The sequence below is a fragment of the Corynebacterium amycolatum genome, from assembly GCF_016889425.1.
GTDB classification, from domain to species: domain Bacteria; phylum Actinomycetota; class Actinomycetes; order Mycobacteriales; family Mycobacteriaceae; genus Corynebacterium; species Corynebacterium amycolatum.
Map to the genome: position 1 here is coordinate 2,384,391 of NZ_CP069513.1, position 14,688 is coordinate 2,399,078.

General features: G+C 57.8%; 14 protein-coding genes. 10 read left to right on the forward strand and 4 right to left on the reverse strand.

Annotated features, from left to right (window positions below):
- Positions 1-1,845 (forward strand): amino acid ABC transporter ATP-binding/permease protein, encoded by a 1,845-nt coding sequence (locus tag I6J19_RS10445; RefSeq protein WP_038628180.1) that lies wholly within the window; start codon positions 1-3, stop codon positions 1,843-1,845.
- Positions 1,846-1,891: 46 nt separating this feature from the next.
- Here the strand turns inward: I6J19_RS10445 and I6J19_RS10450 are convergent, their stop codons facing one another.
- Entirely contained in the window at positions 1,892-3,187 is a 1,296-nt protein-coding gene (locus tag I6J19_RS10450; protein WP_038628177.1) for an alpha/beta fold hydrolase, read from the reverse strand.
- A gap of 15 nt (positions 3,188-3,202) precedes the next feature.
- Positions 3,203-4,297, reverse strand: coding sequence for a trimeric intracellular cation channel family protein (locus I6J19_RS10455; protein ID WP_038628175.1), 1,095 nt, complete (start codon positions 4,295-4,297; stop codon positions 3,203-3,205).
- Between the two features lie 57 nt (positions 4,298-4,354).
- Between I6J19_RS10455 and I6J19_RS10460 the strand changes: the two genes are divergently transcribed.
- The 3 genes from I6J19_RS10460 to I6J19_RS10470 all read left to right on the forward strand — a co-directional run bounded on the left by I6J19_RS10460 (position 4,355) and on the right by I6J19_RS10470 (position 6,785).
- Positions 4,355-4,951 (forward strand): HD domain-containing protein, encoded by a 597-nt coding sequence (locus tag I6J19_RS10460; RefSeq protein ID WP_052155592.1) that lies wholly within the window; start codon positions 4,355-4,357, stop codon positions 4,949-4,951.
- Between the two features lie 170 nt (positions 4,952-5,121).
- Positions 5,122-6,156, forward strand: a complete 1,035-nt coding sequence (locus tag I6J19_RS10465; RefSeq protein WP_168155784.1) for an NADP-dependent oxidoreductase — start codon at positions 5,122-5,124, stop codon at positions 6,154-6,156.
- 95 nt (positions 6,157-6,251) lie between these two features.
- A complete protein-coding gene (locus tag I6J19_RS10470; RefSeq protein WP_224786560.1) occupies positions 6,252-6,785 on the forward strand; it encodes an LURP-one-related family protein in 534 nt (177 codons plus the stop codon).
- Positions 6,786-6,814: 29 nt separating this feature from the next.
- Here I6J19_RS10470 and I6J19_RS10475 read toward each other — a convergent pair whose 3' ends face one another.
- Positions 6,815-8,140, reverse strand: coding sequence for an MFS transporter (locus tag I6J19_RS10475; protein ID WP_222867186.1), 1,326 nt, complete (start codon positions 8,138-8,140; stop codon positions 6,815-6,817).
- 140 nt (positions 8,141-8,280) lie between these two features.
- Here I6J19_RS10475 and I6J19_RS10480 point away from each other — a divergent pair, with 140 nt between their 5' ends.
- From I6J19_RS10480 to nagB, 5 genes are all read left to right on the forward strand, one after another.
- Positions 8,281-10,056, forward strand: coding sequence for an ABC-ATPase domain-containing protein (locus I6J19_RS10480; protein WP_038628170.1), 1,776 nt, complete (start codon positions 8,281-8,283; stop codon positions 10,054-10,056).
- 111 nt (positions 10,057-10,167) lie between these two features.
- Positions 10,168-10,956 (forward strand): MerR family transcriptional regulator, encoded by a 789-nt coding sequence (locus I6J19_RS10485; RefSeq protein ID WP_038628167.1) that lies wholly within the window; start codon positions 10,168-10,170, stop codon positions 10,954-10,956.
- A gap of 75 nt (positions 10,957-11,031) precedes the next feature.
- Positions 11,032-11,346 carry a cupin domain-containing protein gene (locus tag I6J19_RS10490; RefSeq protein WP_038628164.1) on the forward strand — a complete coding sequence of 105 codons (315 nt, stop codon included), beginning with the start codon at positions 11,032-11,034 and terminating at the stop codon, positions 11,344-11,346.
- A gap of 81 nt (positions 11,347-11,427) precedes the next feature.
- The gene (locus I6J19_RS10495; protein ID WP_016422332.1) at positions 11,428-11,739 is read left to right on the forward strand and encodes a hypothetical protein; all 312 of its coding nucleotides are present in this window, start codon (positions 11,428-11,430) and stop codon (positions 11,737-11,739) included.
- 251 nt (positions 11,740-11,990) lie between these two features.
- Entirely contained in the window at positions 11,991-12,776 is a 786-nt protein-coding gene (nagB, locus tag I6J19_RS10500; protein WP_016422331.1) for a glucosamine-6-phosphate deaminase, read from the forward strand.
- Positions 12,777-12,838: 62 nt separating this feature from the next.
- On the opposite strand, the gene I6J19_RS10505 is transcribed toward nagB, so the two are convergent.
- Positions 12,839-13,456, reverse strand: a complete 618-nt coding sequence (locus I6J19_RS10505; RefSeq protein ID WP_038629476.1) for a cation efflux transmembrane domain-containing protein — start codon at positions 13,454-13,456, stop codon at positions 12,839-12,841.
- Between the two features lie 42 nt (positions 13,457-13,498).
- Here I6J19_RS10505 and I6J19_RS10510 point away from each other — a divergent pair, with 42 nt between their 5' ends.
- On the forward strand, positions 13,499-14,584 hold the full coding sequence (locus tag I6J19_RS10510) for a lipoate--protein ligase family protein (protein ID WP_038628161.1): 1,086 nt from the start codon (positions 13,499-13,501) through the stop codon (positions 14,582-14,584).
- Positions 14,585-14,688 lie beyond the last annotated feature (104 nt).

The window sequence follows — 14,688 nt, forward strand, 5'->3', positions numbered from 1 at the left end:
ATGAACAACATCATCTGGTTGCTGCGCTTTTCCGCACAGGCTCGCGGGGCGCTCAGCGCATCTATCCTCGCACGCGTGGTTGGGCACATACTGGGTGCATTAATGCTGGCCGTGCCTGCCTGGGCAATTGCCACAATTGCGCTGTTGAAGTGGGACGCAACCGGCTCGTCGCAAAGCAAGGGCATGACGTGGACCTGGGCGGTCATTGGCGTGATTGCGGGGCTGGCGCTGCTGAAAGCGATTCTGCGGTATGTCGAGCAGTACCTCGGACATTTGGCGGCATTTCAGCTGCTCGGCGAGCTGCGACTGTGGATCGTCGAGCGCCTTATCCCGCAGGCGCCCGCGATAACCGATGGGCTGGGTACTGCCAGGATCCACACGATTGCGATTCGTGATGTTGACCGTGTGGAAGTCTTCTTTGCGCACACAATTGCGCCTGCGGTGACGGCCGTATTAATTCCTCTGCTGGCAGTCGTGACAGCGTCATTGACTGCCGGAGCACTGCCTACGATTGTTCTGGCACTGACCTTTGCGGTTGGCTTTGTGATTGCGCTCGCAGGCGCTAAGAAGACGACGGCGGAGGCCTCCGCAACGAACTCCACACGCACGGAAGTTGCGCAGTATATCGCCGATACACTGCGACTTCGGGAGGAAATCCTCATCTACGGCGCAGCCGAGCAGCGGCTGCGGGGACTGCGCGAGCTCGACGAGCAGCTCACCCAGAAGATGCGTGCAGGCGGCAAGCGGGCTGGACTGCGCTCTGGTGCGACTGGGCTTCGGATTTGGGGCGGCAGCATCGCTGTCTTTTGTGCTGGTATCCCGGCGCTTTCAGCCGATCACCGCATGCTGCCCGCAGTTTTGGTGGCGACGTCCCTGGTGGCGGGAACAGCTGCATCGATGGATTCGATCGAGCGCCTGGCATCTTCTCTGCCAGCAGGGCTCAATGCAGTCACTCGGATTAGGGAGCTGGCCGCGCAGCCACCGACTGTGGAAGAACCGCGGCAGCCGGAGCAGCTGGAGATGCCGAATCAGTTTGAACCGCGACATGCGCAGGGCGCCCGGGCCAACTCCGCCGACCCTGTCCCTGCCCTCGAACTGAGCGATGTCAGCTATCACTACCCTGGCGCCGATAACCGTGCGCTGACCAAGATCAATCTGCGCATTGCCACAGGCCAGTTCATCGGTGTGGTCGGCCCCACCGGTTCGGGCAAGTCCACGCTTTCCCGGCTAATCCAACGGCATGTCGATCCGGATGCGGGAGAGGTCATCATCAATGGTCACAATGCCCGTGACCTCGGCTCAACCAATGTCTGCCGAGCTGTTGTTGTCGCAGATCAGAATCCTTTTCTCATGGAGGCCACTGTCGCTGAGAACTTGTGTCTCGGCGCACCTGATGGCTGCGAGGTTCCCGAATCGCTGATGCACTGGGCACTCGAACTCGCTGCCATCAACCCTGCTGAGCTACCGCTGGATAGGCCCATTGGCCGCCGCGCGCAGCGGCTTAGCGGTGGTCAGCGTCAACGTCTGGCGCTGGCTCGCACCTACTTACGCGCGGTACTTGCCGACGGTTCCGTGCCCAACGGCCCCGGTGCCAACCTCGCCGGAAAGATTGTCATTTTCGACGAAGCCACCAGCCACCAGGATCCACTGACGCAGGCTCGTATCGTCGACAATGCCCGCGCATGTGGCGCGACCTGCATCTTCATTGCACACCGGCTTCAGACTCTGACCGAGGCCGATGACATCCTGGTCATCGAAAACGGCCAACTCATCGAGTGCGGCACTTATGACAACCTCTTGCGCGCCGACGGCGCCTTTGCTCGACTTGCGCGCGCAGAGGTCTAGGCTCGGTCGAGCTCACCGCGCTAAGACTCAGCGCTCGGATACTCGCCTAGTGATCCTCGACGAGCCCGCGGAGCCGCGCAAAGATTGCCGCGCCATCGTGGCGAATACCGTCATGCTGGAATGCATTGGTCACATGTGGTCGCAGATCTCGGTAGCAGTTGGCTGTCCCCATCGAGTAATCGAACGGTACGAAAATGTCGTCGAGATAAATCGCGGCTGCTGAGGTCGGAGCGTCGGCAAGCAAGCGCGCGGAATCATACGGCGAGTTTTCCCAGGTGTGCTGCGCCAATTCTTCGGCCTTTTCCTTGAACGGAATGAGCGCAGGGTCTTCGTCGAATTGCCAGGGGAAAATGTGCTCGCCGGTGAGGTAAAACAGCTCGTCACCTGCGGGATTGGCATTTTCTTCGAAACCTGGAATCTCCTCGCGAATGCGGTGCGCTGCCCAATTAGTTGTGGGCTGCTCCCCGACGCCACCATAAATGGATTCGTGAATCGCGGCGTATAGCGGCCCCTCGGCGAAACTCACGCGGGATCCGACATCGGCTAGGAAATCAATGCGCAATTGCTTTTCGCCATTGCGAATGTGGAATGGCTCTTCCAACAAATACGCCAGATTATGGAATCCATCTCCGCGGCCCAATTCAATTCCGATGGTTCGGAATCGGCGAGAACTCAGACGCTCACCAGTGGGGAGAGTTTCTGCAGATTGCTCCAGGTGCGCGCAGATTTCTCGAATGCGATTCTCCACCCACGGGTATTCGCGATAAAAGCGTTCGTGGCGGGTGCGCAGCTTCGCATATGTCGTGCGATAAAGGTCGTCAGCGCCACGATCCAGAACGGGCAAACCACCCGTGAGGTAAGCGTGCTCCACGGATTGCGGATAGCGGCTGAGATATGAAGTAATGCAAAAACCACCAAAGGACTGCCCATACAGTGACCATCTCGCAATGCCCAAATGCTTTCGCAATGCTTCCGCATCTTCGACAATGTATTCCTGACGCAATTGCGCAAGCCGCGCGCCCGGAATATCCGCAATATTGGCCGCATCAATTCGATGCGAGCGCCCCGTGCCACGTTGATCCAAAAGAATCACGCGGAATTCCTTCAGCGCCTCACCAATTACTCCGCTAGTTCCCACCGGACGCGGTGCCGGGAAGCCTGGACCTCCCTGCAAATAGACAATTGCCGGCGCGTCCTCATTTCCTGGCGCATAGATCTCCCTTGCGAAGAGCTCAAATGTCGCAGCATCCGCAGCCCCGGTAAAAGGATCCCAGGGAACCTCAAGGGTGTGTTCCTTAATAATGTGCCCAAAATGCCTGCTCGCAGTACTCGTCGATGCCATGTCTCTACCGCTCCTCTAATCCCGCTGGTCGTATTTCTTCATTAGCTTTGCGACGAGCAAATCGGTCGCCTCATCGTCAGCAAGAATTTGATCCAACATCTCCCGGTATTCCCGCTGCCGCAGCGCAGTATCTTCCCCGTAATCGTCATAGGAATCGCCGGATAGGTCCACACCGAAATTGGATTCATCGCTTTCGTCTTGCTCTGTCTCCTGTTGTGCCGACGGAACTTCCAGATCCGCTGGGAAGTCCGCATTGAACTCCTCCAGGAATTCCTCCGCGTTGGCCTCTGCGTCGGAACGCGATACTCCCCTATCGACCTCAGCCTGAATGCGACGCTGCAGCGCTTTTTCCATCTGGCGGTGGCGCCAACTGCGCAGGCGCGCGGGCTCGAAGCGTCGACCGACCTCACGGCTCTTGCCCTCTGCGCGACGCGCGAGGACCGCAATCTGCGACGCGGTGTCGTTCAATGGTGCCCACTCAGAGCGTGCCGATACGCGCCAATTGCCCCAGTACCCCAGCAGCGAAAGCAGAATGCTGACGACGGGACCGACGACCATGGACACGGCCATAAATCCCAGATGGTGGCCTCCGATGACAATAATTGCGCAAGCCACGGCGGGGATGACCGTGGGCTGATTGCCGCCGAAAACAGCGGGTACCCGTCCGGTAACAATGTCACGAATCATGGAACCGCCAGTGGCTGTGAAAACGCCCATCATGATGCACGGCAGAATGGGCAAGCCATACGTGACACCTTTGACCGTTCCCGTAGCGGCCCAAAGACCCGAAACCACAGCGTCACCGTGGACCTGAACGTATTCCCAGGTCTTACCTTTGAAATAGAAAAATCGCGCGATAAGTGCACCGGTGAATGCCAGGATTAGGTACTCCGGCTGACTCATTGCGGCGACGGTGCCCTGGTTAATCAGAACATCGCGAATCATGCCGCCACCCAGTGCAGAGAACAGTGCAATAAAGAAGAACCCGATGATGTCGTAGCCTCGTTGCCGGGCGATGGTGCCACCGATGATGCCCATGAGCAGGACACCACTGACATCGGACCACCGGTACATCGACTCGATGAGCGGATCTACTTCTGCGACGTTCATGATGTTCAAGCTTAGACGCTGCTATTTTTCATGCATCAACGAAAGGTCGGGATACCCATGGAAAACGCTGACACCTTTGCTTCGACACGCCCCAGTGAAAGGCTCATGCGCGGCATCGCAACTGCTTCCCGCGCGCACGATGGGCACTACCGAAAGGGATCTGGCGTTCCCTATATCAGCCATCCAATGGCGGTGATGTTGATTGCGGCGAGCGTGACTAACGACGAAGACGTGCTGTTGGCAGCCCTCTTCCACGACATTTTGGAAGACGTGCCGGAAAACTACTCACGTGCCGAGATGGAAGATGAGTTCGGACCTCGCGTGGTTGAGATTGTCGAGGGCGTCACCAAAGACTCTTCCCTGCCCTCCTGGCAGGAGCGTGCCGATGCCTACCTGGAGCAACTTTCTCGTGGCAGCGCGGAGTCAATCATCGTGGCCGCCGCGGATAAGTTCCACAATCTCAGCCAAACTCTGGAGGATTTAGACCGCGAAGGCCACTCGCTGTGGCGACGCTTTCGTTCAACTTCGAGCCAGCAGCTCTGGTGGTACACGAATGTCCGCAACGTAATCGCCGAACGACTGCCCGACATGCCTCTGTTGGACGACTTGGACATTCTAATTGAGCGCCTCGATTCCTGGGTACAAGCGGCGTAACCTGCGTTTTTCCAATCGCTTTAAGTTATAAAAACATGTCTAGGCATAGCCTGAACCACTCCGGCAACGGTACAGTGGCAGCCTACGTGGCTCGGATATTTATCACGATATAGAGGCCACGCAACAACAATCCGACAATAGATCCAGGAATACGCAACAGGAGAAAAACAGTGACTTCCACTGATGCATCGTCCACAACCGAACTGCCCACCACCACTCAGCAGTGGGTTCTAGCTTCCCGACCGACCGGCCTGCCGACTGACGAGAATTTCCGCCTCGAGACCGTCGATTTGCCAGAGCTTAACGACGGCGACATTTTGGTAGCCAACTCGGTCGCTACCGTCGATCCCTACATGCGTGGCCGGATGAACGACACCAAGTCGTACGTTCCTCCTTTTCAGCTTGACCAGCCAATGACTGGCGGCGCTGTGGGCACTGTCCTTGCGTCCAAGTCGGATAAGTTCCAGGTTCGCGACGCTGTCCGCCACTCTTATGGCTGGCAGACCAATGCTGTTATTGCCGATTCCGAGGCAACACCGGTTGACCTCAACGTTGCACCGGCTGCTGCCCACCTGGGCATCCTTGGTCTTACTGGACTTACTGCTTACGTTGGCCTGACTGCTGTCGGAGAGATGAAGGAAGGCGACGTCGTCTTTATCTCTGGCGCTGCTGGTGCGGTCGGCTCGGCTGCTGGTCAGTTCGCCAAGCAGATGGGCGCAGCCCGTGTCATTGGCTCCGCCGGCTCGGACGAGAAGGTTGAGCGTCTACTCGAACTCGGCTTTGATGCCGCCTTCAACTACAACGACGGCCCGGTTGCAGAACAGCTGGCAAAGGCCGCTCCAGAGGGCATTGACTTCTACTTCGACAACGTCGGTGGCGACCATCTCGAGGCAGCCATCGGCGCGATGCGCACCTTTGGCCGCGTTGCTATGTGTGGCGCAATCTCCCAGTACAACAACACTGGAGCTCCGACCGGACCACGTAACTTGGCTCTGGCGATTGGCAAGTGCATTACTCTGCGCGGCTTCGTCTTGGGCAAGTACCTGCACCTGGCAGATGAATTCCAGGAGCGAATGGCTCCGCAGGTCGTCAGCGGTAAGGTCGCCTACGATGTCACCACTCGCCACGGTATCGAGAACATGCCAGCTGCATTCCTCGAACTGTTTAGCGGAGGCAATACCGGCAAGATGGTCGTAGAGTTCTAAATAACTGTCATCGAGTTTGGAGCTAATTCGTGAACACACAGAAACCTCGACTGCTTACGACCGACACACTGCTAGTTCAAGAAACACGCAACGTTATGCGCAGTGAATACTCTATTTTCGATGACAACGGCACCCAGATTGCCCAAATTACCCAAGCAGGATCACTGGGTCGACGCATGTTGGGCATCGGTGTCAAGTACGACATCTTCGATATGGACGAGGATGGCAAAGAGGGCGACAAGCTCCTCACCATCACCGACCCCGCGAACGTTTTCGGCGACACATACAAGGTTCTCACACCCAACGGCGCTAAGATCGCCACAGCCAAGACCAAACGATTCAGCCTAAAATCACGGCTAACTTTGTCCGTCAAAGGGCTTTCCGACGTCGATGTTGACGGCGGCTTCCGCGGTAAAAATTACGCACTGACCAGCAAGGGACGCCCGATTGCGAAGATTGACCGGAAGTACCGTGGTCTCAAAGGCGCTATTACCGGCAAGGACACGTACGCTCTGCATTTGGAGCCGAACTTGAACGAGGAAACGCGGGCTGCGGTGATCGGTACTGCGCTGGTTATTGACATTGTCAGGCGCAAGAACGATGAGGCTGTAGCGGTTAGTGTGAGCTAGCGCTTCCGCCTTGTTAAAGAACTGCCCTGCTAAGGCGTCACCTTGTGCGGCGCCGAGACTTCCTTCAGCCTGCTGGACATAGCGACACCAACCAGTCCCATTAGTGCCAGGAAGATTAAAGCTGCCGCAGGGCCGAAGCTGGCGATAACACCCGAAAGCGCACCGACGATGAGCAGGACAACGCCCATGATGGTGTTGGCTGCTCCGACATACTCGGTGCGCTTGTCTCCTTCTGCCATGTCCACAACATAGGTCGAACGAGCCACGCGAACACCGGCGTGGACGACGGACATCGCGAAGAAGCCGAGCGGGAAAATCCAAGCGTTCGCACCGGCGGAAAGCCAGTGAGCACTTGCGACCAACAAAAAGAGAACAATAGAACCGACCAGCGAAGAGTAGGTCAACACCTTCTTCGAGGATTTATCCGACCAGATTCCGGCGACTTTTCCACCAACCAAAGAGGCGAAGCCTGCGGCGAGCATGAAGATACCGACATTGGCGCTTACTCCCCCGCCGCTACCGTCAGAGGCTTCCAGATCAGCTCCCACCTGTGCACTTAGGGTTACGATGAACGACGTGGATAATGCTGTGACCAGCAACAAACTACGGACGATCACAAAGTCGCGGAAGTTCTTATCCTCTTTAAAGAGCCGCCAGGTGTCCTGCCACCAGGTTTTATTCGGTTCTTCCTTGTCCCCCTCGTTGGTGGGCTCAACAATCCCACGGAAAATCAAAACTGCTGCTACCCACGACAGTGCCGCAACAAAGATGAGCCCCGCCACGATTGGTTTGGTGACGTTGTCGCGGATAATCCACAACACTGCACCAACAATAATTGCGGCGACACCGCCCAACATCGCAGCTCGGCCACTAATCTGCCCGCGCTGCCCCTTCGGAATCGTGCGGCCCTGGACATCCTTTGAGGCCATCGAGCACAGGGCTCGGGCCGTTGCAAAGCCTGCAAGCGCGACGATGACAGCGACGCCGAGCGCGGTGCCTTCTAGGAACAACGCAGCCAGACCAATCAGCGCTGCTGCGATGGCTTGCCCCAAAGCACCAGCGATCCAGACGGTTGTGCGGCGCGGGCGAGATTTCACCCAAGGTGTGAGGGCGGCCTGCGGAAGCATCGAACCGGACTCGCGCACCGGCACAAGCATGGCGATGAAGAAGCCCGGCGCGCCAGCCGAATGCAGCAGCCATGGCAACAGCGTCTTCGCCGCGACGATTTGATCGCCGATATTCTGTAGTCCGTTCGCCCAAACGTAACGCTTGGCATTCGCGCGGGCGTGTTTTTGCACCGACTCTGGGGTGTTCCCTGCGTCCGTGGGTTTGTCAGCTTCCGAGCTATCAGTCATGGCTCTCACGCTACCTGCCTGTAGCAACGGCGCTACCGTATGCGGCAGCCCCGCTGTGTCGCCCGACGGCAATTCTCATCCGGCGCTCAGTCGCTACACTCGCGGGAAGAACACCGAATTCCCTCAACGAAAGTAGCAATATGCCCGCTGACCTTTATCGACGTCTTTCCAACCTCGATGGCAAGAGCTACGGTGCATACAAATCTCTTCGTGGCTCCCACGACCTGCCGGATCTCGACACGACACTGTTTATCGACAAGGTCCAATCCGACCCTTACGCCCCAGCATCACGGGCACGCGTCCACATTCCGCTGTCAGTGCTGGACTATCGCGGCGCATCCCGCGCACAACCGGGCAGGTTCAGCACGGCAGAGCTCGACTTATTGAACCGTCGCCTCGTGCGCGCGTTTAAGAAGTATGGCCGCGGTCTGTTTATCGATCCCCCAGGTCAGCAGGTTTTGCGTCGAGCAGCTGTCGCTGAGCTCCGTGGGGATGCGCACGACGTCGATAAGCATGATGATGCCCTCCAGATCTGCCTGGAAATCCAACTGCCCGCCCGCGGCCGACGCATTCTCGGCCGTGAGGCAGCGCGTCTGATCTGTGAGGATTTGTTGGACGCGCTTGACGACGCCATCGTGAACGCACCCATCGATGCGCTCGAGGCAGCCGCGGAATTGGAGTATGACCAGAACTCATTGCGCCGTGCAGTGGCGGACGCGGACCTGATTGGGTTTGTGGCAGACGGGTCGGTGTTGCCCCGTCAGGCGGGAAATAGCCAGCTGCCGAAGCCCGGTGCGACTGCGTTTACCTCGCCGGAATCGTTGCAGCACAGTTTTCAGCTACCTTCGGGGAAAACGGTGCACGGCATGGGCATCCCGCGGGGCGTGACGTTGATTGTCGGTGGCGGTTATCACGGTAAGTCCACGCTGCTGTCCTCCCTGGTCACGGGCGTATATAACCATGTCGCTGGCGATGGCCGCGAGTTTGTGGTCGCCGACGAGACTGCGGTTGCGCTGCGTGCCGAGGACGGCCGGGCCATCACTGGTGTGGATATCTCACCGTTTATCAACGGTCTTCCCTCCGGTGATGACACGACCCGGTTTTCCACGGCGAACGCGTCGGGGTCGACCTCCCAAGCTGCGGGCCTGATGGAGGCGCTGGGTTCCGGTGCGCGAGTGCTGCTCATCGATGAGGACACCTCCGCGACCAACTTCATGATTCGCGATGAGCGTATGCGCCGACTCATCCCCGATGACCGCGAGCCGATTACTCCACTGGTCGCACGGGTCCGCGAGCTCTGGGAGGACCACGGGATCTCCACGGTCATCGTCGCTGGTGGTTCTGGTGCGTTCATCGATGTCGCGGACACCGTGATTGCTATGGATGCGTACACGCCTTACGACGTCACCGAGCGCGCCCGTGAACTTCGCGAATCTGCCACTCCGGCTGCACCTTCGCCAGCATTCGCGCAGATTGGTGAGCGTTTACTGCAGGCAGGCTCTCCTGCCGGTGAGAGCCGTGGCGGGCATGACGGCCGCGATGGTCGCGGACGTGGCGGTCACCGCGGCGGACGTGGCGGCGGGCGTGATGGTCGTGGCCGCGGTGCGAAACCGCCTAAGCCACCGCGTGCTCGTGGTCTCGAGCTGATTCAGGTGGGCAAGGACAATCTTGACTTGCGCGCTGTCAGTCAATTGATGGATTCCTCCCAAACAGAAGCAATTGCCCGGATTCTGGGGGCCGTCGTCAAGCAGCTCGATGGGCGTACTGACCTTATCGAGCTAATCCAGCGTGAGTACGACAATTTTTGTCATTCGCTCTTCGACGCGACAGCTGAGTTCAATAATTCAGGTCATCTCGCGGAGCCTCGTTTCCAGGAGGTGACGGCGGCAATCAACAGGCTCCGGCTCTTGCGGTAGGAGCCCGAAGGTTGGCAATCGCGGGAACGACATTCCTGCGGCTGCCGCAGCAAACTTCCTCATCTGATTCCGGCATCTGGCCTTGACCTTGACGCGACGTCAAACAGAAAGATGATTCCCGTGAGCAACAACGACAACGAGTACACCATCGGCGAGGCAGCCGAGCTCCTGGGCGTTACAACGCGCACGCTGCGACATTGGGATGCCATCGGGCTGCTCAGCCCGCAGTATCGCACGTGGTCCGACTACCGCCTCTACACCGATGAGGATATCGACACGGCATTGGAGATTCTGGTCTATCGCGCCGCTGGTGTGCCGTTGAAGACTATCGAGGAGTTCATCCACTGCGATTCCTCCTCGAGAAGTCGGAAAGATCGTTTGCTCGCACAGCGAACTGTTCTCACAGAGAAGATCGCTGCCCTGCACCACATGGTGCAGTCTCTGGACAAACTGATTGAGGAAGGACACACGATGGAAGCAAAGACGAAGGCAGAGCTCTTGGGCCGCGACTGGCAGAATCTAGAGGCCGAGGCTGAGGAGCGCTGGGGTGACACCACCGAGTGGGAGCAGTCCCAGCAGGCTCAGAAAAACATGACGGATAACGACTGGGCTGCTCTTGAGGCAGAGGCTAAGGATTTTGCCGATGCGCTTGCCGACGCTGCCGAGCGACACGTGGAGCCAGGTTCCGAAGAGGCGGCCGAGCTAGTTGACCGTCACTTGGCCTCTATTACCCGCTTCTACGAGGCCGGTCGAGAAAAGCAGATTCTGCTGGCTCGCATGTACGTCGCTGATTCCCGGTTTGACCGGTATTACCGCGGCAATGCTGGCTACCTGCTGGAGTTGATTGAAGCTCAGGCCCGTAAGGAAGGTATTGACCCGGCAAGTGCCGAGTGGCGGTAGGTAGCGCTAGACACCGGACGGCAGCCGTTCATCCAGGCCTTTCCACTCGGGACGAAATCCGCTTAGAATTGGCTCATGAAATTCATCGAAGCCGCAGACTTCACCGCTGATCGCCCGTGGGGTGCACTGAATGTTGTCACTATGACTGGCGCCACAAGCGTCCGGCTCCACTGGAGCAATCAGCCATACAAGTGGCACATCAATGATGGCGAAGAGGTCTTTGTGGTTGTCGACGGAGCCGTCGACATGCACTACCGCGATGCGGGACAGGAATGCGTACGCACATTAACGCCTGGCACTATCTGTTTTGCAGAAGCCGGCGACGAGCATGTCGCGCACCCGCAGGGCGAGGCGCGCATGCTTGTCATTGAAAAAGAAGGCTCAGTCTAGCCCACAGCAACAGCAGCCGACAGTGCGCACTTCGGCATCCCCATAACTGCGTCATAACCCCGACTCGGGAAGGAATTAACTATGAAGTTCTCTCGCTCTCTCGCCGCTGTTATCATCGGCGCCGCTGCCGTACTTGGCTCCGTCGTGGCTTCCCCGACAATTGCACAGGCGATTAACTGCCCATTTGCTCCGGTGCACAAATACGAACAGCACCGTTTCTCAGGATCTTCGACTTCGGCCGATGCTTTCCAGGTTTGGTTTGACGGTGGCGTGTACGTTGAACCAATTGTCGAAACACTGGATTTGGTTGAGCTTCAGGTCAACGATACCCAAGTCGCTCAAGCTGGTGACATCATCTACAAGGACGAAGACGGCAATTTCTGGGTGAAGTAGCCCAGGGCCAGAAACAATACGCCCCCAACACACTCAGAGTAACGCCAACTGTGGCGTTGCCCTGAGTGTTTTTCGTTGCCCGGAAGAAGTTGATAAACAAGAAAAACAGAGTGTAATTACAGGAATTAACCAATGGCAGATTAACCTCGTCTGAATAGGGCTGTAGCGCCTAGCGTTGTGGAGTCACTAGAATTCTGCCCCGCCCCTTTTCATTTTCTGCCACGAGCCCTCGTTTTCTGGAGTGTTCCACCATGGAAATCATCATCGTCGATTCTGAGGCTGAAGTCGCGAGCATCGCTTCGGATTACCTCGCGCACTACGCCAACAAGGGTGCAAACCTCGGTGTAGCAACAGGATCGACCCCGCTTGCGACGTATCGGGAGCTGATTCGTCGCCATCGGGCTGGTGAAGTCACTTTCAAGGACTGCAGCTTCTTCGCACTCGACGAATACGTGGGCCTGCCCATCGAGCATGAGCAGAGCTACTACCACGTGATTCACAACGAGTTTTCCGATCACGTGGATGTCGACCCGGCGCGGGTCCATATTCCCGATGGTCTCGCAGACGACATTGGCGCTGCCTGCGAGGACTACGAACGCAAGATTATCGAGGCCGGCGGCATTGACATTCAGTTACTGGGCATCGGCACAAATGGGCATGTCGGTTTTAACGAGCCCGCCAGCTCTTTCGGTTCCCTGACTCGCATTAAGACGCTGCACCCGCAGACCGTGCTGGATAACGCCCGCTTCTTCGACTCCACCGAAGACGTGCCGTACCACGTGGTCACCCAGGGTCTTGGCACCATTTCACGTGCGGGGCACCTCCTGCTGCTGGCCACAGGTTTTGCAAAGGCGCATGCCATTGCCGCCTCCATCGAGGGCCCGCTGAGCGCTTCTATGCCCGCGTCCGTATTGCAGCTGCACCCACGGGCCACGGTTGTGATTGATCAGGCTGCAGCCAGTGAGCTGAAGAACAAGGAATACTACGAGTTCACCTACGCTCATAAGCCGCAGTGGCAGAAGGATATGTGGAAGTAGGCCCCAGCTGCCCCCCCCCTACTATTGCCCTACCGCACCCCGCCACACACGACTAGTCTGCACTAGTCGTCGTCATCGTCATCCATCTCCAGCTCGGGGTCTTCGGCACGCGCCTGCTCGTAGACCTCCTTTGCGGCCGTGAGATTAATGACGCCGATGACAAGTCCTACGACGATGTCCGGCCATGCGCTGAACCAGAAAATGGTGACCACTCCAGCGGCGAGAATGAGCAGGTTCGCCAGGACGTCGTTACGCGCCGCCAACCACGCGCCGCGCATGAGCGCACTGTCGGCTTTGCGCAGGTTCATCAGCAAAATCGCGCAGACCAGGTTGATGACCATCGCAATAATCGCAGTCACCGACAGCGTTAGCGGCTCTGGCGGCTCACCGCTGATCATCTTCCAGATGGCAGTGCCGAACGCCGCAATCGCCGGAATCAGGATTAGCCCGGCAAGGCCGAAGCTTGCTTTACGACGGCTCGCCAGCGACCAACCCAATGCGGTGAGAACCAGCAGGTTGATGAGGAAATCTTCAAGAAAGTCTGCAGCGTCGGCGAACAGCGCTGCGGAGCCAATAATTGAGGCAACAATTAATTCAATGAAGAATCCGAGAAGATTCAGGCCTGCTACCCACGCAACAATTTTGCGGGCACGGTGATCCAAAGTCGATGAGGTAAACACGGGGGGGCATCGTAACGCCCGGCACGAGTACCATCGAAACCCATGACCCCCGCACAGAAATTTCACTCAGAAATGAAGGTTCCCGGCGGCAAATTGGTTGTTGCCGACTGCGAGACCACAGGTGACACGATTTCGTCGATAAGCATTTCGGGCGATTTTTTCCTCGAACCCGATGAAGCCTACGACATTATTAATGACGCTCTCCTCGGTGCGCCTGCCGGGGACAATACGGAACGCCTACAGGCTCGCCTCGATGCGGCGCTGAAGGATTTTGAGGATCAGTCTGGCCGCGAGGTGCGACTGCACGGTTTTGATACCCACATCATTGCGCAAGTCGTTCGACGTGCACTGACACAGGCCGTCGACTTCACTGATTTGGAGTGGGAGGTTTTGCAGCCGGGTGTCCTGCCGACGGTGATGAATGTTGCGCTCGACGAGGTCCTTCTTGATCAAGTCAATTCCGGGCAGCGCGGACCGACTCTGCGTTTCTGGGATTGGGATGATCGTGCCACTGTGATCGGTTCATATCAGTCTTATGTCAACGAACTCGAGCCCGAGGGTGTAGAGAAGCACGATGTGCAAGTGGTGCGTCGTCTCTCCGGCGGTGGCGCGATGTTCATGGAGGGCGGCAACTGCGTCACCTACTCGATCTATGTACCAGAGAAGCTGGTCGCTGGTCTTAGCTACGTCGAATCCTATGAATTCCTCGACCGCTGGGTCATCGCTGCACTTGCGCAGCTCGGGGTCAATGCGTGGTATGTCCCCATCAATGACATCACCTCCGATGGCGGCAAGATTGGTGGTGCCGCACAGAAGCGCCGTGGCTCAACAGTGCTTCACCACGTCACCATGAGTTATGACATCGACGCTGACAAAATGATGGAAGTCCTGCGCATTGGCAAGGCCAAGATTGCCGATAAGGGCCTGCGCAGCGCGAAGAAGCGCGTCGATCCGCTCCGTCGCCAGACCGGTGCCAGCCGCGCGGAAGTCATTGACACGATGAAGCAGACATTCATCAACCGCTACGGTGCCGCCGAGGCATCGCTTTCCGATGAGGACTTCGCTGCGGCGCAGCATCTTATTGACACCAAATACGGCACGGAGGGCTGGACTCACCGAGTCCCCTAATGCCCACGCCAACTATCTAAATGAAGAAAATCTTCGGGAAAGAGAGTTAACTGGATAAAAAGTAAACCAAGGAGACTCGGCGTGGACGACGAGAAGAAACGGCG

Bases quoted from the DNA above. Each gene is read 5' to 3' on its own strand.
- I6J19_RS10445 (WP_038628180.1), top strand. From the start codon at position 1: ATGAACAACATCATCTGGTTGCTGCGCTTTTCCGCACAGGCTCGCGGG.
- I6J19_RS10450 (WP_038628177.1), bottom strand. From the start codon at position 3,187: ATGGCATCGACGAGTACTGCGAGCAGGCATTTTGGGCACATTATTAAG.
- I6J19_RS10455 (WP_038628175.1), bottom strand. From the start codon at position 4,297: ATGAACGTCGCAGAAGTAGATCCGCTCATCGAGTCGATGTACCGGTGG.
- I6J19_RS10460 (WP_052155592.1), top strand. From the start codon at position 4,355: ATGGAAAACGCTGACACCTTTGCTTCGACACGCCCCAGTGAAAGGCTC.
- I6J19_RS10470 (WP_224786560.1), top strand. From the start codon at position 6,252: ATGCGCAGTGAATACTCTATTTTCGATGACAACGGCACCCAGATTGCC.
- I6J19_RS10475 (WP_222867186.1), bottom strand. From the start codon at position 8,140: ATGACTGATAGCTCGGAAGCTGACAAACCCACGGACGCAGGGAACACC.
- I6J19_RS10480 (WP_038628170.1), top strand. From the start codon at position 8,281: ATGCCCGCTGACCTTTATCGACGTCTTTCCAACCTCGATGGCAAGAGC.
- I6J19_RS10485 (WP_038628167.1), top strand. From the start codon at position 10,168: ATGATTCCCGTGAGCAACAACGACAACGAGTACACCATCGGCGAGGCA.
- I6J19_RS10490 (WP_038628164.1), top strand. From the start codon at position 11,032: ATGAAATTCATCGAAGCCGCAGACTTCACCGCTGATCGCCCGTGGGGT.
- I6J19_RS10495 (WP_016422332.1), top strand. From the start codon at position 11,428: ATGAAGTTCTCTCGCTCTCTCGCCGCTGTTATCATCGGCGCCGCTGCC.
- nagB (WP_016422331.1), top strand. From the start codon at position 11,991: ATGGAAATCATCATCGTCGATTCTGAGGCTGAAGTCGCGAGCATCGCT.
- I6J19_RS10510 (WP_038628161.1), top strand. From the start codon at position 13,499: ATGACCCCCGCACAGAAATTTCACTCAGAAATGAAGGTTCCCGGCGGC.